This window comes from Rhizobium sp. BK176, from assembly GCF_024808055.1.
Genome location: NZ_JANUBV010000023.1, coordinates 46585 through 71352, shown reverse-complemented (window position 1 = coordinate 71352; position 24768 = coordinate 46585). Strand labels below are relative to the sequence as shown.

Sequence of the window (24768 nt, the reverse complement as noted above, 5' to 3'; positions counted from 1 at the left end):
TTACTCAGTTCGCAAGAGGAAGACCTGTGGCGGTGGCGATCTGTTTTGCCGCGTCATCGAGCGCGGCTTTCGCGTCGGGATAGCCACCGGCGAAGTACTTGGTCTGCGCCGCCCTGTAGATCGAGTCGGCATCCGTCTGGAACGCCGTGCCGCGGCTTGGAACAATCTTCGGTAGGGTCGACAGGATGTCTGCCCATACCTTCTGGTCATGCCAGTAGGGCAGAGGTTCGTTGACGAATGGATCCTGGACGGCGGTCAGAAGCGACGGAACAAGGCCGAATGATTTCAGCATCGTGACCTGGCCCTCATTGGTGCCGAGTGCATAGTTGATGTAGGTCCAGGCTGCTTCCTTGTTCTGGGAGTTGGCAGCGATCGCGAGCGATGAACCGCCGAGGTTCGCCGCATGCGGGCCGTCCGCCGTCAGGCTCGGCATCGTATAGACGCCCCATTTGCCCGAGAGATCGGGCGAACCGGAGCGGATTGTGCCTTCGTACCAGCCGCCATACATCTGGCTGGCGACCTTTCCTGCTGTATTGGCCTGGATCTTCTCGTCCCAGATAGCGGCCGTCAGTGTGCCGGCATCCTTCATCTGCTTGACTTTTTCAAGCGTTGCAACGCAGGCCGGCTGATTGATCGTGATCGTCTGGCCATCGGTCGAGAAGTAGCCGCAGCCCTGCTCGTTCGAGATCATGCGGAACCATTCGCTGTCACCGTTGAAGTCGGCCTGCGCCATGACGACGCCCGGGTTGGCGGCAGAGATCTTCTTGCCTGCGGCGATGAAGTCGTCCCAGGTCTTGATCGTCGACGGATCAACGCCTGCCTTTTCATAGAAGTCGCGGCGATAAAAGACCGCGACTGGACCGGAATCCCACGGCATCGCATAGGCGACATCGCCGACCTCGAGCTCGGTGCGCTTGAAGTCAGGGAACTTCGCCTGGATTTCAGGCGTGTAGCCGAGTTCCTTGAGGTTGGCAAAGCAGTCGGGGAAGCGGCTCCAGAAGATTTCCGCTTCGAAATTCTCGACGCTGACGATGTCGGGAAGCCCTTCGCCGCCGGCAGCGCAGGCCGCCAGCATCTTGTCGAAGACCTGCTGGTTGCCGAGATCCTCGACCGTGACCTTGATATCCGGATGCTGCTTGTTGAAGCCCTCGAGCGTGGACTTCAGCGCCGATGCGGCGATGTTCCAGCTCCAGATGGTGAGATTGCCCGACTGCTGCGCGAATGCAGAACCGGAAGCAAGCAGTGCGACTGCAGCGGTCGCACCGATAAGTTTGAAGCGCATTGAAAATCCTCCCTTTTCAATTGCCGTCCCTTAGCGAACGCGGCTAGACTATCTGGAAGGGAGCCGCTGTCTCCTAAAAAGGGAACATGGATTTGGCGGAAAGTAAGATCGTAAGGCGGGCTGTCTACCAGCCGGGAGCGAGCAGTATCGAAGGGTTGCCGACAGCCCTTCAGATGTTTCACAATCATCCACCTGTGATGCTGATGCCGCATTGGCATGTGCAGGTCGAAGTCAATTATGTCATGCGGGGCAGCGTGCACTACCGCATCAATGGGCAGAAGATCTCGATGACGGCTGGGGATATGTGCCTGTTTTGGGGCGGGCAACCGCATCAGATGGACGATTGCTCCGAGGATGCGATCTATGCAGGGGGGCACCTGCCGCTCGTCTATTTCTTCCGCATGCGCCTGCCGCTCAACATCTCGAGCCGCCTGATGAAGGGCGAGATCCTGTTTACTTCGGCGACCGACGCGGCGGACATGGAGAACTTTCCGCGCTGGGTGCGCTACACGCGGTCGGGTGATCCGGCCATGGCACAGCACGCCGTCGATGAGATGCTGTTGCGCGTCGAGCGAATCGCACTCGAACCTTATACCATGATTCCCACACTCGGGCCGACGGATGCCGACGACATCGAGCAGTGCTATCCGCAGTCGTCGCGCAGCGTGGCGCGGATGTGCGATTTCATCGCCGTCAACTTCCTGCAGGAAATCGATTCGGTCGACATCGCCCGCGCCGCTGACCTTCATCCGAAATACGCGATGAACCTGTTCAAGAAGACAACAGGCATGACACTCAACAAGTATGTGAACCTTCTGCGCCTCTCTCGTGCCCAGGCGATGCTGATGAATGATGAGGCAAATGTGCTGCAGGTTGCGATGGACAGCGGGTTCGGTTCGATCAGTGCATTCAACAAGTCATTCCGCCACATCGCCGGCATGTCACCGTCCGACTTCCGCCGGGACGCGCGGATGGTCACGCAATATGCGCCTTGAGCTGCAACGCCGTTTTTTCATGGGCTCCGCGTCGTTGCAAACACATTGTAGAGCAGCTCGGCGGAGGCGGAGAGCTCGCGGTCCCTGAGTTTGATGAGCCCGAACCCGGGGACGGATATGTCCCCCTCGATATGCAGCGCCTTGACGAGACCGTGGCGTTGAAGCAGGGCCGCGACAGGCTCGGCGAAAATGCCGAGCCGCTGGCTCTGCAGAATCAAAAGCATGGTCAGCAGCGCATCGGCGGTCGAAACGACGCTCGCCGGGACGATGCCATGGCGGCGTATGAAGTCGTCAACGACCTGTCGAAGGAACGAACCGTGTGGCTGGAGCACCCAGCTCTGGTTCCTCAGGTCTTCCTCGGTTACGAGTGGTTTGGTGGACATGGGGTGATCAACTGCCACGATGACGCGCAGGGTTTCCTGACCAACAGGCAGATAATCGAACCAGAGTGGGTTCATGCCACTTGGAATGCGGCAGACGGCAAAGTCCAGCCTTCTGCTCAGGACGTCCTCGAGCAGGACGTCACTGCTACCGACGGCGATGCTGATATCGATCGTCGGATGGGTGTCGAAGATCCGCTGCAGGGCCGGGGCAACATAGTCGGCCGCGGGTGTCATGATCGTGCCGAATGCAACGCTACCTCCCTGCCCGGCCGCGGCGACCACCATCTCGTACTCGGCGCGCTGTGCTTCCGAGATCAGCATCTTGGCGTGGCGCACGATCACCTCGCCTTGAAGTGTCGGGATCAGACCCCGGTTATGGCGTTCGAAGAGCTGGTGCCCGGACATCTGCTCGAGCTCGTTCAAGGTTCTCGAAAGCGCCGGTTGCGAGACACCAAACATTTCAGCAACCACACCGAGTTTTCCGTGCTCACTGAGCGCCACGAGCATCTTCAAGTGTCGCAGTCTGAAACCATCCAATCCCATAATGCCTCACCCGATATAAGAAATTCGCATATCAAAATGCGAAAGACTGATTATACATTCGTGTACCGATCAGTTAAGTGCATGACAACAACCGCGTCAACGCAAGGACATCTATCGTGGCAGAGAAGACCCCCTCCCCGAATCAGAACGCAGTTCAAGAGCAGGACGGATCGCGCCAGCTTCGTTCCAAGGCGTGGTTCGACAACCTCGCAAACCCGGACATGACGGCGCTCTACCTGGAGCGTTACATGAACTTCGGTCTCAGCCAGGAAGAACTGCAATCGGGCAGGCCGATTATCGGTATCGCACAAACCGGTTCGGATCTGTCGCCGTGCAACCGTCACCACATTGAACTCGCCAAGCGCGTACGTGAAGGTATTCGTGACGCTGGCGGTATTGCCATCGAGTTCCCGGTCCACCCGATCCAGGAAACCGGCAAGCGTCCGACCGCGGGTCTCGACCGTAACCTTTCCTATCTCGGCCTCGTTGAGGTTCTCTACGGTTACCCGCTGGACGGCGTCGTTTTGACCATCGGCTGCGACAAGACAACGCCCGCCTGTCTCATGGCCGCGGCAACCGTCAACATTCCGGCGATCGCGCTCTCGGTCGGCCCGATGCTGAATGGCTGGTTCCGCGGCGAGCGCACTGGCTCCGGTACGATCGTCTGGAAGGCGCGCGAGATGATGGCGCGCGGCGAGATCGACTACCAGGGTTTCGTCAAGCTTGTCGCATCCTCCGCGCCGTCGACTGGCTACTGCAACACCATGGGTACGGCGACCACGATGAACTCGCTCGCGGAAGCGCTTGGCATGCAACTGCCGGGCGGAGCGGCCATTCCCGCGCCCTATCGCGACCGACAGGAAATTTCCTATGAAAGTGGGCTGCGCATTGTCGAGATGGTTCGCGAGGATCTGAAGCCCTCCGACATCCTGACGAAGGACGCTTTCATCAACGCGATCCGCGTCAACTCTGCTATCGGCGGCTCCACCAATGCGCCGATCCATCTCAACGCGCTGGCCCGCCACGTCGGCGTCGAACTGACGGTCGATGATTGGCAGACATACGGCGAGGAAATCCCGCTGCTGGTCAACCTGCAGCCGGCGGGGGAATATCTCGGCGAGGACTACTATCACGCCGGTGGTGTTCCCGCCGTCATGGGCGAGCTGATCAAGCATGACCTGATCAACACCAGCGCGATGACCGTCAACGGCAAGACTGTCGGTGAAAACTACACAACAGCGACGATCGAGGATGACAAGGTCATTCGTCCGTTCGAGCGTCCGCTGAAGGAGCGCGCCGGCTTCCGGGTCCTGCGCGGCAACCTCTTCTCGTCGGCCATCATGAAGACGAGTGTGATCTCGCCCGAGTTCCGCCAGCGCTACCTCTCCAACCCGAACGATCCGGAAGCCTTTGTCGGTCGCGCGGTCGTTTTCGACGGACCGGAAGACTACCACCATCGCATCGACGATCCGTCGCTGGCAATCGATGCCTCGACGGTCCTTTTCATGCGCGGCGCAGGCCCAATCGGCTACCCCGGCGCCGCCGAGGTCGTCAACATGCGCGCGCCCGACTACCTGCTGAAGCAGGGTATCAGTTCCCTGCCTTGCATCGGTGACGGTCGTCAGTCCGGCACATCAGGTTCGCCATCCATTCTCAACGCCTCGCCGGAAGCGGCAGCCGGCGGCGGGCTTGCGCTGCTGAAGACCGGCGACCAAGTTCGCGTCGACCTGAAGAAGGGGACCGCCGACATCCTCATCAGTGACGAGGAGCTTGCGGAACGACGCAAGGCGCTCGAGGCAGCAGGCGGGTATGTCTATCCGGAGAGCCAGACCCCCTGGCAGGAAATCCAGCGGACCTACGTCGGCCAGATGGAAACCGGTGCCGTTCTCGAGCCCGCGGTGAAGTACCAGCGCATCGCCCAGACCAAGGGCATTCCGCGCGACAACCACTAGGCCAAGCGCGGGCTGGAGAACAATGGGCGCGGTGCCATTTCCGGCACCGCGCCCATTGCGTCGGCAGACACGCTACCGCGCGGCAACGAATTTGAGCTTGTCGAGCGGCGTTGATTGTGCTCGATTTCCAGCCGCCGCCGGGATGGAGGGGTGGCTCTTCTTTCTTGATATTGGGCGCCTCCACCGCTCGGTCACGGAACACTCAATGCCATATACTCTTCAGGATTCTGTCGCCGCAGGTGGTCTGTTCGTGGGTCGGGTCTGGAACCCTGCAGTCAAGGGCCCATGCGTGGTTTTGCTCCGGGACGGTGAGCTGATCGACATTACGTCAAGGGAAACGCCGACGCTCAGCGCGCTTCTGGACATGCCTGATCCCGCAGCTTTCGTTCGTGCCGCAGTCGGCCCAGTCCTTTGTCGGTTGAAGGATGTCGATGACGCCGGCATTGGCGCCCAGGACACGTCACGAATCCATCTGCTTGCCCCTGCAGACCTCCAGGCCATCAAGGCGTGTGGCGTCACCTTCGCGCAGTCGATGATCGAGCGCGTGATTGAAGAGAAGGCTGCCGGACACCCGGACCGTGCCGCGACGATCCGTGAACGCGTAAGGACCCTCATCGGCGGCAGCCTTGAGAACCTCAAGGCCGGATCGCCTGAAGCCGCCAAGGTCAAGCAGGCCCTCATCGATGAAAGAATGTGGTCCCAGTATCTCGAGGTCGGGATCGGGCCTGACGCCGAAGTCTTCACGAAGTCGCCTGTCCTATCGGCGGTCGGATGGGGCGCCGATGTTGGCTTGCACCCCATCTCGACCTGGAACAACCCCGAGCCGGAGGTCGTCCTGGCCGTCAACAGCCGCGGCGAGATCAAAGGTGCGACACTTGGCAACGACGTCAATCTGCGCGACGTCGAAGGCCGCTCCGCGCTCCTGCTCGGCAAGGCAAAGGACAACAACGCCTCATGCTCGATTGGTCCTTTCATCCGGCTTCTCGACGAGAGTTTTAGCCTTGACGATGTCCGTGCAGCGGAGCTGGACCTCACTGTCACGGGAGCAGACGGATTCATCCTCACCGGCAAGAGTTCGATGTCCAGGATCAGTCGTGATCCAACGGATCTCGTGAGACAGACCTTTGGCGCTCATCATCAGTACCCGGATGGCTTCATGCTGTTCCTCGGGACACTGTTTGCGCCAACGCAGGATCGCGACACGCCAAACCAGGGTTTCACCCACAAGATCGGCGACGTTGTCGAAATCTCTTCAGGCAAGCTCGGCGCGCTGGTGAACACGGTACGGCTGTCGACGGAATGCCCACCATGGACGTTCGGCATTTCGGCGCTCATGGCAAATCTGGCGCAGCGCAAGCTTCTCTAGGGCGCCGCGAGCGGGACAAAGGACCAGCGCCGCCCCCACCATGTACCTGTCCGGGGCGGAGGATTGGCTTATATTGCTTGTTGAGTTGGAGCACTTGTCCGATGCAAAGGATCGCCGTGATACTGATTGGCCTGTCTTTTCTCGCCGGATGTACGGGCGCGAAGGACTTCTCCTCGCCCGGTCTCGCTCCTATCCCCGGGAGCGTGATATACGGTGGACAGCCCCGCACGAAACTGACCAAGTCTCCTCCCGGCTCGACCTTCCCGCATAATTTCATCGATATGTACGGTCAGCGCGTTGAAGAGACCTACATGATCCAGCCCGATAGATCGCTGAAGATCGTTCACCGCGAGATCCGACCGATCCGGTTTCATGATCGATAGGGATCCTCCTATTCCGACCGTGATGTAAACCAGTGGTCGGCCCATCACCCGAAATGGCTGCACGTTGCAGCTGTTCAGGTTGAAGTCACATCGTCGCAAGACAATATTATTCAAGTTGTATGAACTAGCGATTGAATTTGTGGTTCGTCTCATACAAATAACGTGAGTGCGTTGCCGTTTAGTCGGGCGATGAACGCCACACTACCTCGGTATGGAACATTTACAATGAATGCAAAGACACCGAATGCCATCGATAGCTATGTCGGTTCCCGTGTAAGAACGAGAAGGCAACTCATGGGTCTCAGCCAGGAACGGCTGGCGGAGCAGATTGGCGTTACCTTCCAGCAGGTGCAGAAATACGAAAAGGGATTGAACCGGATAGGAGCGAGCCGGCTCCAGAGGATTGCTGACGTCCTGAGCGTATCACCGAGTTTCTTCTTCCAGCAGGACGACTCACAGCCGCTGAACCTTCCAGGGACAGAGATCGGCACGGCAGACCCGGTGGCGGAGTTCCTGGCATCGAAGGATGGCCTGGCGCTCAACCGGGCGTTCTTGAAGATTACCGACACGCAGCTTCGCGAGAAGATTGTCGCCCTGGTGAAGGCGATGGCCCAGGCAGAGGAGCGCCGCGATCGGCCGGTTGATAAATCGAGACCCGGCGAGACGTTTGCCTGATGATCGCAATGTGAATGGCAGGGCGCAGTCGAGCGATACCGATATCAACGATCAATCCCGGCTGATGTCGAAAGCGCGTGCGAACCGACTTCCGCCCTTTCTTCCCAGATCCTGGCAAGCTCGACCAGCGTTGCAACTGCCTTTTCCATGTCCTGCCTGCTGATCCATTCCTTCGGCGAGTGGAAGGCATGTCCGCCGGCAAAGATATTGGGGCACGGCAATCCCATGAAGGAAAGCCTTGAGCCGTCCGTCCCGCCGCGAATACTCCCCCGTACCGGCGTCATACCGGCGCGGCGGATGGCCTCCATCGCATTCTCGACAATCTGGGGATAGCGATCGAGAACCATCTTCATGTTGCGATATTGCTCCTTGATGGCCAAGGTGTGCGAAGAGCCGGGGTAACCAGCCATCACCTCTTTGACGATCCCCTCGAGCAATCGCTCCTTTGCGGCAAGGCCGGACTCTTCGAAGTCCCGGACAATCAGGCTGATTGCGGCCTTTTCCATTGATCCGGTAACGGCGACCGGATGGATGAAGCCATCCCGCCCTTCCGTTGTTTCAGGCGCTGCGTCGCTCGGCAACCGATCGATGATCGCGCCGGCAATCTTGATGGCGTTCTCCATCCTGCCCTTGGCAAAACCCGGGTGAATGGCGACGCCCGATATCGCAATCTCCACGGCATCGGCCGAGAATGTCTCGTCCTCGATGTGTCCGGCAGTTTCGCCATCAACCGTGTAGGCAAACTCGGCGCCCAGCTTGGCAAGGTCGACCCGATCTACACCGCGTCCAATCTCCTCATCCGGCGTGAACAGAAGCTTGATCGTGCCATGCTTCATGTCCGGATTATTTGCAAGGATCTGGGCGGCCGCCACGATCTCGGCAAGCCCGGCCTTGTCGTCGGCTCCAAGCAGTGTCGTGCCATCCGTCGTGACAATGTCGTGGCCAATCTGATCCCGGAGCGCCGGATTTTCGCTAACCCGAATGACCTTTGAGCTGTTTGCGAGCTCGATGTCGCCCCCTTGGTAGTTCTCGTAGATGCGCGGTTTGACATTGGTACCGGTAAAGTCCGGCGCGGTATCCATATGCGAGCAGAAACAGATGACCGGAACAGTCTTTTCAGTATTCGAGGGGATCGTCGCGTAGACGTAGCCATGATCGTCGAGATGCGCATCAACAAGGCCGATCGCGTTGAGTTCATCTACCAGGAGGCGGCCCAGATTCATTTGCTTCGCGGTCGACGGTTGGGTTGGCGAAGCCGGATCAGACTGGGTGTCGATGACAACGTAGCGAAGAAAGCGATCAAGAACGGTATCGGTCATGGGGTATCCATTTTGTGTCGGCCATGGCGTTATAAGCATTGATTGGTCCGGTGAATAGCGGCTCGAATACCGCTAGGCGGACGGGACAAACCCGGTTTCGGGTCGGACCTAAGTCCCTTGGAACTTATGATATGATCCCTAGTTATAGCGCTGTGTCGCAATATTTTAATGATAGGAGAGCGGAATGAGAAAAATTGTCCTGGCTGCAGCCATGGTGGGGGCGTTGGCCTCATGCACGGCCACGGAAAAGGGAACTGCGATCGGCGCGGGCACAGGTGCCGTCATTGGTGGTGCGGTCAGCAACAGCTGGGGAGGTGCCGCAGTCGGCGCCGTCGCTGGCGGCCTAGCCGGTGCGCTAATCGGACATTCGACCGAACGTCGCGGTTATTGTGTGTATCGTGACCGGTACGGCAGAACCTACGAGGCACGCTGCCGATAGACCCCATATGCGAGGACCGTCTTGTCGTAATGCCAGGCGGTCCCGCCATAGACGCGCTAGTGGGTCCCCTGTTGTTTTGCTCTTGCCACGATCTGCGTCGGATTGACGAACTGCAACGCCAGTACAAGCCAGAACAGGGTTGTTACCATGTAGACGACAGCCATCGCATCGATCGATTGGCCGGCTCGGACACCTGACGCGAAAACGGCGTAGTAGAGCGAAACGACAAGGGTCTGTGTCGTTGGCCCGGCAATCAGGAACGTCAGTTCAAACATGGCAATGGTGCGCACCAGCACCAGCAACAAGGCGGCGAGCATTCCGGGCAGCAGGAGTGGCAGCAGGATGCGCAGGAAGAGGCTCGTCGTCCCAGCGCCGAAGACCCGTGCCGCAGCTTCGATCCGCGGATCAATCTGTTCTATGAACGGGATCATGACGAGGACCACGAAGGGGAGCGAGGGTACGATGTTGATCAGCACCACGCCCCAGAAGGTTCCACCGAGGCCAAGCTGATAGAGGACGGTGGCCAGCGGGATGCCGTAGGTCAAGGGCGGGATCAGCAACGGCAGCAGGAACAAAAGCACAACGAGGCGCTTGCCGAAAAAGTCGCGGCGAGCCAATGCATAGGCCGTGGTCACGCCGAGAATTCCCGAGATGATCACGACCGTGAAGACGATCTCGAAGGTGACGAGAACGACACTGGAGAGCTGGAATTCCTTCCAGGCACTGAAGTACCACCGTGTTGTCCAGCCTGCCGGCAGCCATGTGCCGAGCCAGCGCGTCGCGAACGAATTGACGACGACAGCGGCAATCACCGCAAGCAGGTTGAGGACGAAAAGGACGGCAAGTGCCCAGATGGCGAAGCGCCAGATTTTCGATGTGATGCCTTGGTCCCGGATCATGACTAACCTTTCGTGCCGCCGGCCGGGCCGCGATAGAACAGGGAACGGGTCGCCAGGACCGCGAGCACCACCACCAGTTCGACGCCGCCCATGATGAGGGCGATCGCCGACCCCAGAGAATGATCATACTGTTCGAAGGCAGCCTGGTAGGCTGCAATCGAGATTACGCGCGTGGGACCGGCTGGCGCCCCGAGGAGCACGGCAGAGGGAAACACCGCGAAGGCCTGCACGAAGGCAAGGCAGAAAGTTACGGCGAGGCCGGGCACCAGGAGTGGCAGGAAGACACGGAAGAATCGTTGTCGCGGAGTTGCGCCGAGCGTGGCCGCGGCCTGCTCTATTGCGGGATCGATGCCGGTCACGTAGGACAGGGTAAGCAGGAATGCAAATGGAAAACCTGTGATCACAAGCGAGGCGAAAACACCCCAGTAATTGTTGGTCAATTTTACCGGTGAGTCGAGAATGCCGAGGAGCAGCAGCGAGTGATTGAACCAACCCCGGGGCCCGAGAAATGTCAACAAGCCATCTGCAACGAAAACGGTCCCCAGCGTGATCGGCAGGACGAGAATGGTCGTCAGCAGGCGCTGCCTGCGCATGAGACGGACGCGAAGAGCGACCGGCACAGCGAAGGCGAGGTTGATGACCGTGACCGGCAGCGCCAGCCGCATTGTTGCGGCGATGGTCTGGTACTGGAACGGGTCACCGAAGAACTTCGCGTAGTTCGCATACCAGGCGCCTTCCTTCGGCATGAGGGAGTCTAAAAGGCCATAGAAGAACGGATAGACGAACAGCGCGACCATGAACAACAGCCCAGGCAGCAGAAGCAGCGTCGTGCCATCGAGACCGCGGGCGGCAAGCCGTGTTTGCAGCGTCGGCCTGCTCATTTGCCTGCTCCGGCAAAAATCAGAGCTCGTCCGACGGCAGGCTGCAATCGGGTGGCTGCGCCGCGAGGCAACGGTTCGTCCGCCCGGAAATAGAGCTCCTTACCATCGGCCGCCCGTGCCATCCCGAAGAAGGCGCGACCCCGATATTCCATGCTGCTGACGGTTGCGGCGATTCCATCGCCGCCTGTCGCGACTAGATCCTCGGGGCGGACAGACAAGATGGCCGCGTCCCCGACACGCAGGGGCGACCGCAGCGTGCCGACAACCCGGGCGCCGGCGACCTCGATCTCGGCCTGCTCGGCCGAAACGCGCGTAACTCGGCCCGCCACACGCGTCCGGAAGCCCATGAAATCCGCGACCTCGACGTTGGCCGGGCGTTGGTAGAGATCCTGCGGTGTGCCGATCTGCTCAATGTTGCCCTGGCTCATGACGACAATGCGGTCGGCGAGCGACAAGGCCTCATCCTGGTCATGCGTCACATAGATGGTGGTGGAGCCGATCTGGTCGTGGATACCCCGTATCTCGGCGCGCATTTCGAGCCGCAATTTGGCATCGAGGTTCGAGAGTGGCTCGTCCATCAACACGATCGGAGGTCGTATGACAATGGCGCGTGCGATCGCCACGCGCTGCTGCTGGCCGCCCGAGAGCTGGCCGGGCAACTTGTCGGCCTGACTTTCGAGGCGCACCAGCGCCAGCGCTTCGCGGATGCGGCGGTCGGCGTCCGCGCCTTTGATGCCTTGCATCGCAAGGCCAAATCCGACGTTCTTCGAAACGCTCATGTGGGGAAACAGGGCATAGCTCTGGAACACCATTCCAAAACCGCGGCGCTCCGGCTCGAGCTGGTCGATACGTGCCCCGCCAAGCCGGATTTCGCCTCCGGAGAGGGCCAACAGACCAGCGATGCAGTTCAGTGCGGTCGACTTTCCGCAACCAGATGGGCCGAGCAGGGCAACAAACTCTCCTGGTTCGATGGCAAGCTCGATGCCATTAAGGGCGTTGAACGCGCCGAATGTTCGCCGCATCCCGTCGAGTTCAAGACGTGCGTTCTTGCGCGTCGGTGCGGTGTTCGTAACCGAGGTCAAACCACTCTCCATCTGAAGAATAAGGCTGCCGGCCCGTCGCTCCGGGCCGGCCATTTCCGGGATCAGCCCTTCTTGGCGCCGATCTTCTCGTCCCAGATGCGGAAGGCCTCCACCAGCTGCTTCGGCTCGAGGGGAACTTCCAGCGGATTGTTGGCGATCCAGTCGGCATATTCCGGCCGGCCGAATTCCTTGATCGTGTCCTGGCTTTCCTGTGGCGCCATCTCCAGGGTGACGTCCTTGACCGCCGGGCCCGGATAGAAATAGCCGGCGTCGTAGGCAATCGCCTGCTGCTTGGGCTGCAGGATGTAATTCAGGACATCTATGACAACACCGACCTTCTCGTCCGACACGCCCTTCGGAATGACAGCGTAATGGGCATCGGTCACCCAGTGGAAGCCATCGAGCTTCTGGACCTTGGCTTCGGCCGGTACGATGCCAAGTGCGCGTGGATTTATGTCCCAGCCGGTCGTCGAAACGACGATGTCGCGGGTACCCTCGCCCAGCTCCTTCATCACCTGGCCGGTTCCGGTCGGATAATATTCGATGTGTTCGCCAAGCGCGGCCAGATAGTCCCACGTTTTCGCCCAACCCTTGGCGGGATCGCGCGGGTCTTTATCGCCTAGAAGATAGGGCAGTCCCATGAGAAAGGTGCGGCCAGGACCGGAATTTGCTGGTCTGGCGTAGATGAAGCGGTTCTTGTTCGCCTTTGCCCAGTCAAGCAGTTCCTGTGCCGATTTCGGCGGCGTCGGCACCTTGTCGGGCATGTATTCGATCAGGGGGCCGGAGGGGTAATAGGTAATGACGATGCCCTGGTCCTTCGCAAGACCCTGCATCTTGAAGGCCTGCGGCTGCAGGATCTGTTCGAGGTTCGGAAGCTCCGATTTGTGCGCAGCGAGATCGATCCACAGACCCTGGTCAAGACCAGCAGAAAGCGCGTCGGTTCCCGTCAGGACGAGATCGATATCGACCTTGCCTGCTGCCTGCTGAGCCTTGATCTTTCCAGGCAGCTCAGGGGCTGGCGCCTTGGTGAAGGCGAAGCTGGAGACCCAATCGGCCTTCTCGGCGGCATAGGCCTCGAACATGCCTTGCGTCAGCGCCAGATTGCCGGCGACGTCAGCGATGGTGATGGTGACTGGGCCTGCCGGCTTTTTTGCCTGGGCGAAGGCCTTCAATGGCAACATGGTTGCTGCGAAGGCACTTGTTGCCGTGCAAACAAATGTTCTGCGGGTAATGTTCATTCTGTTTCTCCTCCTCTTGTTACCGGACGCCGCGGCACGAAGCGGTGCTTCCCGTGCCGTTCAATGCGTGGGACCGGGGCCGTCTTATTCAGATGCGCAAAACCTCCTGGAGTGAATGCGGGCAGCACCGGTCCTCCTCGGTGTGCCTTGGCAGTCGCATCAAATTGATATACTAGTATTCGCGGGCAAGTCAACGTCAGGACGTTTCATGCAGGCAGCAGTTGTTTCCATTCCGGCGGCCATAGGTTCGGGAGCCGAGAGGTCTGCGAAGCTGCGTCGCGCAACGACCGCCGATGCAATCTTCGAGCGACTTTACAGCGACATTCTCGCGCTGCGCATGCCTCCCGGAATGGTGTTGCAGGAAAAGAAGATCGCAGAGGAATTCAACGTCAGCCGCACCCCGGTCCGGGAAGCATTGCTGCGCCTGTCCGAGGGAGGGCTCGTGGATATCTACCCGCAGTCGGGCACGGTGGTGTCGCGGGTTCCGGTCGCTGCAATTCCCGAGGCCGTGGTGGTGCGCAAATCGCTTGAAGGAACAACGGTGGAACGCGCAGCCGAAGTGGCGACACCGGCAGATATCGCGCGGCTCGACACCGTCATTTCGAGGCAGAGGTCACTTGCTGCCCTCAACGACACATCGGCATTTCACGAGGAGGACGAGGCCTTTCATGAGGCAATCGCCGGCATTGCGGGCTATCCAGGCATCTGGGGGATCCTCAAGACGGTGAAGGTCCAGATTGACAGAGCACGCCGCCTGACATTGCCGGTGCTCGGCCGCATGGACAACGTCGTCTACGAACATGGCCTCATTCGCGACGCGATCGCCGCTCACGACGCCGCAGCGGCTCGAGCCGCCATGTTGCACCACCTGAGCGCTGTCATACCCGATGTCGCCGAGCTTCGCGTCCGATATCCGGATTATTTCTGCTGAGATGATCAGCAGCGCTGCTACCTGAACAAGAAAAGGAGGAGGAAGACATGCGCCAGGGATGGAGGTGGTTCGGGCCTGAGGCGCCGGTGACACTCGACGAGGTTCGTCAAACCGGGGCAACCAACATCGTATCATCGCTGCATCAGGTCCCGATCGGCGAAGCCTGGACCGAAGCTGGCGTGCGTGAGCGCCAGAGCATGATCGAGACGACCCCACCCGGGCGATCGACGCTGACATGGTCGGTCGTCGAAAGCATTCCCATTCCCGACGCCGTCAAGCGCAACGGCGGCCGCGCCAAGTCAGAGATCGAGGCGTGGATCGCAAGCCTGGAAGCGGTTGCAGCCTGTGGCATCCCGATCGTCTGTTACAACTTCATGCCCGTCGTTGACTGGACGCGCACGGACCTTGATCACGTCATCGAAACCGGTGCGACAGCCATGCGGTTCGATCATGAGAAATTTGCTGCCTTCGATCTTTTCGTGCTGAAGCGCGCAGGCGCCGAAAAGCAATACTCTAAAGACGACAAGGCACGCGCCGCTGAGGTGTTCAAATCCATGGACGAAGTCGAGGTTGCGGAGATCACGCGGATCATCACCTCCGCGCTGCCTGGCTCCACGACAGAGCCGCTGACCATCCCTGCGTTCCGCGACAAGCTCGCCGCCTATGCCGGGATTGATGCGGATCGGTTGCGCCAACACCTCATCGAATTCCTGCAGGCGGTAACACCGGTCGCCGAAGCCCGGGGAGTGAAGCTGACGCTGCATCCCGATGACCCACCCCGCTCACTCTTCGGCCTGCCGCGCATCGCGTCGACGGAACAGGACTATGCGGCACTCTTCGACGCAGTTCCATCAGCCGCCAACGGCATGTGCTACTGTACTGGCAGTCTTGGTGTGCGTGCAGACAACGACCTGCCGGCGATCGCCCGGCGCTTCGCATCGAGGATTCACTTTGCGCATTTGCGTGCGACGAAGCGGGAAGGCGACGGAAGGACATTTCACGAGAGTGCGCACCTGGAGGGCGACGTCGATATGGTTGCGGTCCTCAGGGAGCTTGTTGCAGAAGACCGGCGCCGCAGTCCGAGCCAGTCGATTGTCTTCCGCTCAGACCACGGACACAGGATGCTCGACGATCTGAACAAAAATGTCACGCCTGGCTATCCGGCAATTGGACGGATGCGCGGCCTCGCCGAGCTTCGCGGCATATTGTATGCCTTGGACGCAAGGCCGGACTGACAGATATCACCACCTGCTCGCGCGCATCCCTGGGACCAAACATTGGGGATAGCGGGCGGACCATCCCGGCCAGGCTCGGCCGGGATGGGAGATCCACTATCGGGAACAAACTTGCGCACAAACCATTTCTCTTCCTGCAGAGAGGAGAAAACGATGACGTATGACCCCAATGATCCCGTTCGAAACCCCGATCCCAATCCGGATCTGCGCACCGTGCCCGTGCGTCGAAAAGGCCCCTCATGGCTCGGATGGGTTGTGGCTGCCGCGGTGATTCTCGTCGCAGCCTTTGCGATCACCGAATGGTTTGATCGCCCTGGCACTGACCCGAATCCGACGGCCTCAACGACCCAGACCGAGCCGGTGAAGCCGCCGGTAGCGCCTGCCCCGGCTGCACCATCCAGTGAACCTGCAGCACCGGCACCGGCAAATCCGTCGACGAGCGGCACCACGCAGCCGTAAGTCGCAGGAATACGGCAACTCGCATTAGAGGACCCGTGCCCCGGAAAGCGCTGACTTTCCGGGGTCTTTCGTCTTTTGAGGGCAGTCCTTAGGATCTTAGCCAGCACACCGCTTGACGAGATCCCGCCGCTTCGCTTCGATAGGAAGGCGCGAGGCGGGATTCTTTCACAATGACAGCACTCTCTACCGGATGCATCATCGCCCTGCTTCTGGCGTCGGGCGCACTCGTCGGTGCGCTGATCAGCCGTCGCCTTCCCAACCATCACCTTTCGACGGAGTCCAAGGAGGCCATCAAGCTTGCGACTGCGATCGTTGGAACTCTCGCGGCCCTCGCGCTCGGCTTTCTGGTCGCGTCTGCGAAGACGACATTTGATGACGCCGAAACCGAACTCAGGGAATCGGCTGCAAGGCTGGTCCTCCTGGATCGCGTCCTGGCGCAGTATGGTCCAGGGCTTGTCGAGGTTCGAAAGCAGCTCTCGGCCCTCGTTTCGGCTCGCATTGAGCGCAGTTTCGAAGGGGGAAAGCGGACCGCGATCGCCAGTTCACCCGAGGACGACCCTGGTATCGAACCGGTTCAGAGGGCATTGAGAGCATTGACGCCTGACGATGAGGTCAAGCGCCTTCTCAAGAACCGGGCGCTTGATATCAGTGGCGCCATAGCAGAGTCCCATTGGCTGGTCCTTGAAACAGGCGAGGACGGTCTGCCGGGCGCATTTCTCGTCGTGCTGACGTTCTGGCTGATCGTGATCTTTTTCACGTTTGGCCTGCTATCGCCCTTCAACGGAACGGTCATATCGATCGTCGTGGTCTGTGCGATATCCGTGGGCGGAGCGATCTTCATCGTCAACGACATGGCCCACCCCTATGGAGGGCTAATATCGGTATCGGACGAGTCTCTGCGAATTGCCCTGTCACGCATGGGTCGCAACTGAGCCGTTTATGAAACGGTTCAAGGCGCGGCGCGCTCAGTGTGTTGCGGCGCGCTTCCTCGAGGCTGCAAGTATATAGTCGTCCGCAATGTCGGCGATCGCCATGGCGATTTCGGTCGGCGTGAAATCCAAAACCTTGTCACCCTTGATGATCTGGTAGACGGCCTCTTCCAGTTTTTCCCGGCAGGCAGAAAGCCTGTCCGCATGATTGACCTCTATGGCTCGTAGTTGCATGCTCTTTCTCCCGCCAATCGGGCGCACGCGATGTGCGCTTTACGCTGAAATGAGTTGAGCAAGGCGCCCGGACCTCAACTTACCCTAGCCATGACCATAATCAGAAAAAAAGGAAGCGCTTGTGAAATCGACGTGACACCAGCATAGATAGAGTCGCGAACTGTATATCACCACCGATCGGTGTCGGTTGGCCGCGTTCTGTTGGTCGTTCCCACGTTTTGAAGCAGAGTAGGGACGCGACATTCACGCCTTTTACAAGAAATTGTGGCAATAGCATTTCGGTTCTTGAATAAATTTACTCTCGGTTGTATTTTTCGGCAAAATTCATATAATGCTAGTCTGACACGAGCAACGGGGATTGTCATGAAGGCCAAAACTCCAAACGCCATTGACGCCTATGTTGGTGATCGGGTCAGGCAGCGGCGAAAGCTTCTTGGCCTCAGCCAGGTCAGTCTTTCGGAATCACTCGGCATCACGTTCCAGCAGCTCCAAAAATACGAAAAGGGCGTCAATCGTATCGGCGCCAGTCGTCTGCAGCGGATCTCGGAAGTCCTCGGAGTTCCGATCGGCTTTTTTTTCGAGGAAGGCAATGACCGTGGCATGGGACAGCACCTCAGCCCGCATGCAGACGAGGTGGCAAGCTTCATCGCATCGAAGGAAGGCCTTGCCCTCACGCGGGCCTTCATCGCGATCGACGATCCGAATATCCGCCGCACCCTGCTCGCACTCGCAAGAAGCCTCGGCTCATCACAGGCCGCCGCTGACGAGCCCGAAAGTTGGGACCGAGTGGACAATCTGAGAGGATAGTCCGTGCTGTATCTCCGGACCTTCGGCGAATTGCGCATGACCGATGGTACGGGCAATGCCTTGGCATATCCCGCAAAGGCATTGCTGACGATAGCCTATCTTTTTACCTGCACCGATCATACGCTGACGCGTCAGGAGATTGCCGCCTTTCTCTGGTCTGACGCGGAGCCGGATCAGGCGGGTCTCAACCTCAGGAAGCTGATTTCACGCATACGCCAGATCGATGAAAGCGATAGGGCACCACTCGAAATCACGCAATCGGCTGTCCGGTTGCGAACCGGAGTGCTGAGCGCCGACCTGCAGGTATTCGACGAGCTTCGGCCACCGATGGAGAAACTCAAGGCGGTCAGCGAACTACTTCAGCGTGATTTCGCCGGCAGCGTGAGATCGGTCAACAAGGCCATCGACAACTGGATCGCAAGGCAACAGGAAATCCATCTGACCAAGATGCGCCAGGTGCTCTTGGAGGCAGCCGGCTCTGCTACCAGCACTGAGGATTCGCGCACTATATCTGGAGCAGCCGTCCAGATCCTCGAACAGAATCCGACCGATGAGCCGGTTCGTGCAATCCTGCAATCACTTCCCGGAATTGCAGCGAGCCGTCAGCAGCCGGCAATGCCATCATTTCGAGCGATGGCTGAGGCCAGCTCCCCAACGGCTTACGGCGATCCGCCGGACCAGCGTGGGCTTGGCCGGCTGCCGCGGTTGGTGCTACTTCCCCCGACATCGCAGGGAGGCATTGGCGGGCTTCAGCTTGCCGCTGCGCTTGTCGAGGATGTGACGATCGAGTTATGTGCACTGCGCAACCTTTCCATCGTCGCTCCCCACACCGCAGAGCAGATCCGTCGCGATTCCGACAAGGCGGCCATCATCGCGCGCCACTCGATCTCCTATCTCCTCGACACGCGACACTCAGGTGAAGGACTTTATGCCCAGCTCGTCTTTTTCCCGACCGACGAAATTATCTGGGCGATGCGATTTCCGATGGACGCGGCAACGTTGCCGACCCAGCGGCGTCTGATCGCACAACACCTGGCATCCTCTGTTGCTGATGAACTTGCCAGGAACGAGCAAGGCCGGTTGAGCCTGGAAGCCAATCCGCAGGCCTATCATGCCTACCTCGTTGGTGCGAGCCTCATTGGGAAATTGACGTTGCCCCACATCCGAAGGGCCCGGTCAGCCTTCAAGGAGGCGTTGAAATACAACCACGGTTTCGCCCCGGCATTCACGGGCCTGGCCCGAAGCTATACCAGCGAGTGGCTGGTGACTGCTCAGGGCAATTCGGAGCTTCTGAACCTCGCCGAGCAGAACGCAGTCAAGTCCATCGAGTATGATGAGATTTCTGCCGGGGGGTTTCGCGAGCTCGGCGTGACAAAGCTCTATCTCGGGGACGTCGATGAGAGCGTCGCTGCGCTCAGCCACGCAGAGAATTTGAGCCCCCACTTCGCCGATGTGATCTACAGCCATGCCGATACGCTGGTCCATGCCTCCCGACCGGGGGACGCACTGGAAAAGATCAAGAAGGCGATCGCGCTTAATCCGCTGGCGCCGGACAGCTACCTCTGGTGTGCCGCCGGGGCGAGCTACTTTCTCGAGCAGTACGAGGATGCGGTTGCCTACGTCGAAGCGATGAAGGACAAGACACCGGCCCATCGCATCGCGGCTGCAAGCTTGGCAATGATGGGCGATCGCAGGCGGGCACATGTCTACCGACAGCGTGCTGCGGCTCTCAATCCGGTGTTCGACGTCGAAAAGTGGCTATCCGTCGTGCCGTTCAAGGAGCAATGGCAGAAGGATCTCTACCGTGAGGGTCTCTTGAAGGCGGGATTTTAACGGGCTTATCAACTGGAGAGGGAATGTCATGACAAAGGCAGTTGTGTTCGGCGTCGAAGGAGACGACACGCTCTATATTGCGGATCTGGAAGCGGGGACGGTGAAAGCACTGGATTCTGCCCCTGGCGACCTGGGCAAAATAGCAGCAATGAGGAAGGGCGGCGTCAAGGTCGTCAAGAAGGTGGATTTCGCTGTGGCGGTTTCTTCGGCGAAGGCAGCCTTCTCCGGTCACGTGGAGCCTTGAGTTCTGGTCCTGTCTGATCGTGCGCGTTACACCGACCGTACCGTTGCGGCCAGCGAGACGCTGTTGCGCACCGTTCCGCTCCTGGCGGGCTTTGGCATCACACGTGTGGCGCGGCACACCGGACTAGACTTCATCGGCCTTCCCGTGTGGTGCGCCTACATTCCAAACGGTCGGTCGATTGCCATCAGCCAGGGCAAGGGGCTGACCGACGAGGACGCCAGGGTGTCGGCCATCATGGAGGCGCTGGAGCGGGTTGTGGCGAACGCCCCGTCTGTTTCAGTGCGCCGTGCATCGGCGAGGAAATTGAAGGCCGAGGGTCTGGCGTTCGATTCCCTTCCCTCCCTGATTGGTCGCCATCAGCAGGAAATCCAACCAGACGAGGAGGTCGACTGGGGGCTTGGCGCTGATCTGTTGGCCGACAGGGGGGTCTACGTCCCGGTCGATGCGGCGGTGCTAGACAGAACGCGACACAATCGCTTCTGGATGTCATCCGACGGGCTCGCGTCCGGCAATACGCCTGAGGAAGCCATCCTGCATGGCCTACTCGAGCGGATCGAACGGGACGCCTATTGTCTTTGGCAGGTTGGAAGCGAGGAGGATCGGCTTGCAAGTTGTCTCGATGCCGCCTGCATCGGAGACCCCGTTCTGGACGGACTGCTTGCGACCATCGAAACAGCGGGACTTGATATCAGGCTGTTCGATATGACGACCGACATCGGGGTTCCCTGCGTCACGGCAGTCATGGGTGCGCGTGAACCGCACCGTCAAGGCGCGCGCTTTGTCGAAGTCACCGGTGGCAGCGGCGCCCACCTTTTTATGGCAAGGGCGGCGATCAGGGCCGTTACCGAGGCTGTCCAGTCCAGAATGACCTACATCAGCGGCGCCCGGGACGACATTCCGGCCGAGCTGTTTCGCACGCCGGCTCCCGCCGAGACCTTGCGCCTCCTGGATGCCGTTCCGCTTGGCCGCGACAGCCTCGCCCCTTTTTGCCCGGGCAACGTCACGGACCACCTCCGCGTGGTGCTCGATATCTTGCGTTCTCATGACGTCGGTCCGGCGATTGCCTTGTCGCTCGCGCCGCCGTCCCTTCCCTTCCATGTGGTCAAGGTCTTCATGCCAGCGCTCGAGAACCCCGAGGGGGCGCGTGCACACCTTTACGGTCCGCGTGCGCTTGCAAAGGCAATTTGCTCATGAGGGTCGTGTTCGTCGGGCCGAGCCTGCCTGCGAATGCACACCCCATGGCGACCGACATCCTTTTCCGCCCGCCGGCGGTTCAGGGCGACGTGCTTGCGGCCGTCCGCAGCGGGGCACAGGTCATCGGTATTGTCGATGGAGGGTTCGAATACACCGCCCCGGTGCTGCACAAGGAAATCCTCTATGCCCTCTCGCACCGGGTTCATGTCTTCGGAGCGGCAAGCATGGGAGCGCTTCGGGCAGCCGAGTGCAGGACCTTCGGCATGGTTGGGATCGGCCGGATCTATGAAGAATATGTGTCCGGCGCAATCGTTGACGACGCCGACGTAGCACTGCTGCACGGGCCATCCGAGCTCGGCTACCGGCCACTCACCGTCCCGATGGTCAATGTCAGGGCGACACTCGATGCCATCGAGGTTTGCGGCGAACTTGATCCGGCCCACCGTCTGGAAATCGAGCGCGCTGCGTCAGTGACGTTCTTCAAGAAAAGGACATGGAAGACGGTTCTTGAGAATGCAAACATGACCAATGCGGAAAGAAGGGCCTTGTTGCCTGTCCTCATTTCACGGGAGGTCGATCAGAAAGCAGCTGATGCGGGCGCGCTTGTAAGGGCGGTCAAGGATGCGGATCTCGAGGCATCGCCACACGCACCGCAATGGATTTTCAACAACACGCTGCCGTTATGGAACGGTGAATAGTCACTCGCTACGGCACAATGCAACAAGAACGTGTGTCACGGGTTTTTCACGGGCCTTTTGCGCGTGCCGCGACTAATCTCCATCCTGTTCGAGGGAGAGCAGAGATGAGTGCGACATCAGAATGCCGGACGATCGGTTTGCGGAGCGATGAGCGGTCCTCCGACGAGTTGGACGAACTCGTCGCGCTGGCCCGGATGATCGCCTTCGCCAAGGGCGCTGCGGAGGATATCGATCTTTCCGGGGCAATGCATTGCCTTGGCATGGCATTGAATGAGGTTCTGCGCGAGATCGGCGACGGTTCGCATGATGGATTGGCGGATGCGATAGCCACCAAGGGCTCGATCTGCCTGAACTGATAACGATGAGGGGACGTTGGGGGAGAGGCCGGCGCATGTTGCGCCGGCCTATTTCAATTTCTTGGAATAGACACAGAGCTTTTCGGAGTGCTCGTAGTCATTGCTCTTGTAGTACTCCGCAACCCCGCCGGTGCTGCGGGAGACGAGCCAGACAAAAACGAACCCAAGAATACGGGCTTCTGCTTCCAGATGGTTCAATAGGCGCGAACCGATGCCTGCGCGCTGGTGCTTCGGCCTTATTGCGATCTCGGCAATATGGATACCCCGTCCCATGACGGAGGTGTGAGGAAGTCCGAAGGCAAAACCGATCGGCTGTGTTCCATCGAATGCCGCCACGGCCAGGCATTTGGGTGTCGTCGTCAGTTCGTCGATCCGCGAAACTGCGTTGTCGATCGTCCACTCTTCATGCCAGGGATGCTTGGCGTAGGCTTCCACAATTATATCCGCGCTTTCCAGCGCCTCTTGCCTGGTCATGCGTCTATAAACAATCGGCATACACCCACTGTCACCGTCAGCGTGGTTTACGCTACTGGTGCCTTCCTGTTCACTCTACCCCGGAAACCTTAGACCATAGGCCGCGCGCTGTGTGTCGTGACTTCGCCGTGACACTCGTTTTGCGCGAGATCAAACAATGAAATCATTGGATAAGTTCCAGACCGTCGCCACGGATGCACCCTTTGTATATGGGGCATTGGCACTTTTTTCCTCGCGAGATCGCGGTCTGCGTTGATACCAAAGGAAAGCCCCGTAATCTGTTCGCCAGGCCCCATACGTGTGCCTTGAAGCGACCTGCCAAGCATTCGGCCATCCCTACCTTCTCTCCTTCAAGCCCATCACCGATGGAATGGCGACCGGTGCCCTTAAGAACTGATCCATTTTCAGATCGCAGGAAGACCTCAAGCCGCTTACATTGCATCAACGCCTCGAGCGCACGGGCGTCCGCGACGCGGAATGGAATACCGGCGCTCGCGCGCAATGCTCGGGCCCGCTGCTGGTCCATTCGAGCTCGAGCTTCACGCCAATTGGCGCAAGTACGGGCAGGTCAGCCTCCTCGAGGATACCATGCCCGACAAGGCAGCGGCGGGGTTGTTCACGTTCGAGGACAAGAGCTGGCGAATCTCAAGGGCGTGAACGGCGTCACCGCGTCAACTCCTTACGGTTTCGGAGGGGGCAGCAGCTTTAGCCCCGCCCCCAGCTACGCCAGCCAAGCCGACACAGGTCATGTGGCGCAATATTGCGACACATGACCCACTGCAATCACGGCAGTCCAAAACACAACCGGGCGGCCGAGAATTGCCAAAGCGGCGGCTTTGAGCCAAGCTGCAATAAGAATTGGTTGGAGGAGCCAATGCACGAACTCGCCGCTCATGCAGAGCACGTCTATACCTCAGCTCAAAGGGATTCTGCCGCCGCGAACTCGTCTGTCGTTGCGTCATGGCGGCGATGTATCGCCATGCACAGGCTCTCGCCCGAACAAATGCGACCGCCGATCCGTGTTAGTGAGCATGAGCTCCAAGAGGCCCGTGATGCTTCGCAAAGCCTGATTGGAGATGCTTCGGTCGAACTCGATCGGCTGTTCGCGACAGTTGGCAAGAGCGGTTGCTGCCTGATCTTGAGTGACCATAAAGGGGTTGCGCTGGAACGCCGCGGCATCGCGGGGGATGACAGGCACTTCCATGAACTTGGACTGTGGCCCGGGTCCATCTGGACCGAAGCCAGCATCGGTACGAACGGGATCGGGACTGCGATCGCGGATGACAGGCCCGTCACCATTTTGCGGGATCAGCATTTCTTCAGCTCCAACATCAGCCTGAGTTGCACGACTGCACCGATTCGCGATCACCGCGGACAATTGGCTGCTGCGCTGGACATCTCGTCATGCCGCGACGACGTAAACGAGGTTACACTGGGTATTCTCGCACAGATGGTTCGCGACGCGGCGTTGCGTATCGAAGTCAATCTGTTCCGGAGCGCTTTTCCAGGTGCCCGCTTCCTTGTCGTTCCGACGGCTGGCAATCCGACCGCGGCGCTCCTTGCCGTCGACCGCCATGATCTCGTCCTTGGCGCGACGCGGGCTGCGCGACTGGCCCTTAAGCTGGACGACAGGCGTCTTTCCGCGGGACTGCCCGCGGCCGATGCACTGCAGGAACAGAACCCGGCACCAAACCAGGACCTCGTCGACGCCGAGCGCGCGGCATTGTTGCGTGCCCTGTCCCGTACAAGCGGAAACGTCTCCCAGGCAGCCGTTGCACTCGGCATGAGCCGGTCGACGCTGCACCGGAAAATGAAAAGACTTAACCTGCATTGATGGCGCCAGCGCCGCGCTGTCGCAGGAGTGCTACACAGTGCACTGCGGTATCCCTTGGCGGCGCTTTCACACGCCGCAAAACTCGCGCAGGCTTCCTCTCACC

At 59.6% G+C, this 24768-nt stretch carries 27 protein-coding genes; 18 read left to right on the top strand and 9 right to left on the bottom strand.

Annotated elements, in window-relative coordinates; all coding sequences use genetic code 11:
* Positions 1-4: 4 nt before the first annotated feature.
* Positions 5-1282 carry an ABC transporter substrate-binding protein gene (locus FHT76_RS35295; protein WP_183758180.1) on the bottom strand — a complete coding sequence of 426 codons (1278 nt, stop codon included), beginning with the start codon at positions 1280-1282 and terminating at the stop codon, positions 5-7.
* Positions 1283-1368: 86 nt separating this feature from the next.
* Between FHT76_RS35295 and FHT76_RS35290 the strand changes: the two genes are divergently transcribed.
* Positions 1369-2277 carry a helix-turn-helix domain-containing protein gene (locus FHT76_RS35290; RefSeq protein WP_183758178.1) on the top strand — a complete coding sequence of 303 codons (909 nt, stop codon included), beginning with the start codon at positions 1369-1371 and terminating at the stop codon, positions 2275-2277.
* Positions 2278-2294: 17 nt separating this feature from the next.
* On the opposite strand, the gene FHT76_RS35285 is transcribed toward FHT76_RS35290, so the two are convergent.
* Positions 2295-3203, bottom strand: a complete 909-nt coding sequence (locus FHT76_RS35285) for a LysR family transcriptional regulator (protein WP_183758176.1) — start codon at positions 3201-3203, stop codon at positions 2295-2297.
* Between the two features lie 116 nt (positions 3204-3319).
* Here FHT76_RS35285 and FHT76_RS35280 point away from each other — a divergent pair, with 116 nt between their 5' ends.
* The 4 genes from FHT76_RS35280 (at position 3320) to FHT76_RS35265 (ending at position 7579) form a co-directional block, all read left to right on the top strand.
* A complete protein-coding gene (locus FHT76_RS35280; RefSeq protein ID WP_183758174.1) occupies positions 3320-5155 on the top strand; it encodes an IlvD/Edd family dehydratase in 1836 nt (611 codons plus the stop codon).
* Between the two features lie 205 nt (positions 5156-5360).
* Positions 5361-6521, top strand: coding sequence for a fumarylacetoacetate hydrolase family protein (locus tag FHT76_RS35275; protein ID WP_183758172.1), 1161 nt, complete (start codon positions 5361-5363; stop codon positions 6519-6521).
* 101 nt (positions 6522-6622) lie between these two features.
* Complete coding sequence (locus FHT76_RS35270; RefSeq protein WP_183758170.1) at positions 6623-6904, top strand: hypothetical protein; 282 nt, start codon at positions 6623-6625, stop codon at positions 6902-6904.
* Positions 6905-7129: 225 nt separating this feature from the next.
* Positions 7130-7579, top strand: a complete 450-nt coding sequence (locus FHT76_RS35265; protein WP_183758168.1) for a helix-turn-helix domain-containing protein — start codon at positions 7130-7132, stop codon at positions 7577-7579.
* A gap of 44 nt (positions 7580-7623) precedes the next feature.
* Here FHT76_RS35265 and pepT read toward each other — a convergent pair whose 3' ends face one another.
* Positions 7624-8898 (bottom strand): peptidase T, encoded by a 1275-nt coding sequence (gene pepT / locus FHT76_RS35260; protein ID WP_183758167.1) that lies wholly within the window; start codon positions 8896-8898, stop codon positions 7624-7626.
* A gap of 184 nt (positions 8899-9082) precedes the next feature.
* Between pepT and FHT76_RS35255 the strand changes: the two genes are divergently transcribed.
* Positions 9083-9337: a YMGG-like glycine zipper-containing protein gene (locus FHT76_RS35255; RefSeq protein WP_183758165.1), complete on the top strand. Its 255-nt coding sequence runs from the start codon at positions 9083-9085 to the stop codon at positions 9335-9337.
* A 56-nt stretch (positions 9338-9393) separates the two neighbouring features.
* Here the strand turns inward: FHT76_RS35255 and FHT76_RS35250 are convergent, their stop codons facing one another.
* The 4 genes from FHT76_RS35250 to FHT76_RS35235 are packed head-to-tail and all read right to left on the bottom strand — an operon-like array spanning position 9394 to position 13437.
* Positions 9394-10236 carry an ABC transporter permease gene (locus FHT76_RS35250; protein ID WP_183758163.1) on the bottom strand — a complete coding sequence of 281 codons (843 nt, stop codon included), beginning with the start codon at positions 10234-10236 and terminating at the stop codon, positions 9394-9396.
* A gap of 2 nt (positions 10237-10238) precedes the next feature.
* A complete protein-coding gene (locus tag FHT76_RS35245; RefSeq protein ID WP_183758161.1) occupies positions 10239-11117 on the bottom strand; it encodes an ABC transporter permease in 879 nt (292 codons plus the stop codon).
* Positions 11114-12211, bottom strand: a complete 1098-nt coding sequence (locus FHT76_RS35240; RefSeq protein WP_183758213.1) for an ABC transporter ATP-binding protein — start codon at positions 12209-12211, stop codon at positions 11114-11116. The genes FHT76_RS35245 and FHT76_RS35240 overlap by 4 nt, the downstream gene beginning before the upstream one ends.
* A gap of 50 nt (positions 12212-12261) precedes the next feature.
* A complete protein-coding gene (locus FHT76_RS35235; RefSeq protein ID WP_183758159.1) occupies positions 12262-13437 on the bottom strand; it encodes an extracellular solute-binding protein in 1176 nt (391 codons plus the stop codon).
* Between the two features lie 208 nt (positions 13438-13645).
* Here FHT76_RS35235 and FHT76_RS35230 point away from each other — a divergent pair, with 208 nt between their 5' ends.
* The 4 genes from FHT76_RS35230 (at position 13646) to FHT76_RS35215 (ending at position 16994) form a co-directional block, all read left to right on the top strand.
* Entirely contained in the window at positions 13646-14368 is a 723-nt protein-coding gene (locus tag FHT76_RS35230) for a GntR family transcriptional regulator (RefSeq protein WP_183758157.1), read from the top strand.
* Between the two features lie 47 nt (positions 14369-14415).
* Positions 14416-15603 carry a mannonate dehydratase gene (gene uxuA / locus FHT76_RS35225; protein WP_183758155.1) on the top strand — a complete coding sequence of 396 codons (1188 nt, stop codon included), beginning with the start codon at positions 14416-14418 and terminating at the stop codon, positions 15601-15603.
* Between the two features lie 153 nt (positions 15604-15756).
* On the top strand, positions 15757-16062 hold the full coding sequence (locus tag FHT76_RS35220; RefSeq protein ID WP_183758154.1) for a hypothetical protein: 306 nt from the start codon (positions 15757-15759) through the stop codon (positions 16060-16062).
* A 170-nt stretch (positions 16063-16232) separates the two neighbouring features.
* Positions 16233-16994: a DUF4239 domain-containing protein gene (locus tag FHT76_RS35215; protein ID WP_183758152.1), complete on the top strand. Its 762-nt coding sequence runs from the start codon at positions 16233-16235 to the stop codon at positions 16992-16994.
* Between the two features lie 33 nt (positions 16995-17027).
* On the opposite strand, the gene FHT76_RS35210 is transcribed toward FHT76_RS35215, so the two are convergent.
* The gene (locus FHT76_RS35210; protein WP_183758150.1) at positions 17028-17225 is read right to left on the bottom strand and encodes a hypothetical protein; all 198 of its coding nucleotides are present in this window, start codon (positions 17223-17225) and stop codon (positions 17028-17030) included.
* A 363-nt stretch (positions 17226-17588) separates the two neighbouring features.
* Here FHT76_RS35210 and FHT76_RS35205 point away from each other — a divergent pair, with 363 nt between their 5' ends.
* The 6 genes from FHT76_RS35205 to FHT76_RS35180 all read left to right on the top strand — a co-directional run bounded on the left by FHT76_RS35205 (position 17589) and on the right by FHT76_RS35180 (position 22357).
* The gene (locus FHT76_RS35205) at positions 17589-18032 is read left to right on the top strand and encodes a helix-turn-helix domain-containing protein (protein WP_183864751.1); all 444 of its coding nucleotides are present in this window, start codon (positions 17589-17591) and stop codon (positions 18030-18032) included.
* A gap of 3 nt (positions 18033-18035) precedes the next feature.
* The gene (locus tag FHT76_RS35200; protein ID WP_259186339.1) at positions 18036-19865 is read left to right on the top strand and encodes a peptide antibiotic resistance protein; all 1830 of its coding nucleotides are present in this window, start codon (positions 18036-18038) and stop codon (positions 19863-19865) included.
* A gap of 28 nt (positions 19866-19893) precedes the next feature.
* Positions 19894-20109, top strand: coding sequence for a hypothetical protein (locus FHT76_RS35195; RefSeq protein ID WP_183758144.1), 216 nt, complete (start codon positions 19894-19896; stop codon positions 20107-20109).
* 9 nt (positions 20110-20118) lie between these two features.
* Positions 20119-21303 (top strand): YcaO-like family protein, encoded by a 1185-nt coding sequence (locus FHT76_RS35190; RefSeq protein ID WP_183758211.1) that lies wholly within the window; start codon positions 20119-20121, stop codon positions 21301-21303.
* On the top strand, positions 21300-22001 hold the full coding sequence (locus FHT76_RS35185; protein ID WP_183758142.1) for a TfuA-like protein: 702 nt from the start codon (positions 21300-21302) through the stop codon (positions 21999-22001). Before FHT76_RS35190 ends, FHT76_RS35185 begins: the two co-directional genes overlap by 4 nt.
* A gap of 104 nt (positions 22002-22105) precedes the next feature.
* On the top strand, positions 22106-22357 hold the full coding sequence (locus FHT76_RS35180; protein ID WP_183758140.1) for a hypothetical protein: 252 nt from the start codon (positions 22106-22108) through the stop codon (positions 22355-22357).
* 48 nt (positions 22358-22405) lie between these two features.
* On the opposite strand, the gene FHT76_RS35175 is transcribed toward FHT76_RS35180, so the two are convergent.
* Positions 22406-22792, bottom strand: coding sequence for a GNAT family N-acetyltransferase (locus FHT76_RS35175; protein WP_259131284.1), 387 nt, complete (start codon positions 22790-22792; stop codon positions 22406-22408).
* A 516-nt stretch (positions 22793-23308) separates the two neighbouring features.
* Between FHT76_RS35175 and FHT76_RS35170 the strand changes: the two genes are divergently transcribed.
* Positions 23309-23488 carry a hypothetical protein gene (locus FHT76_RS35170; RefSeq protein ID WP_183758136.1) on the top strand — a complete coding sequence of 60 codons (180 nt, stop codon included), beginning with the start codon at positions 23309-23311 and terminating at the stop codon, positions 23486-23488.
* Between the two features lie 217 nt (positions 23489-23705).
* Positions 23706-24665, top strand: a complete 960-nt coding sequence (locus FHT76_RS35165) for a helix-turn-helix domain-containing protein (RefSeq protein ID WP_183758134.1) — start codon at positions 23706-23708, stop codon at positions 24663-24665.
* Positions 24666-24768: the final 103 nt, after the last annotated feature.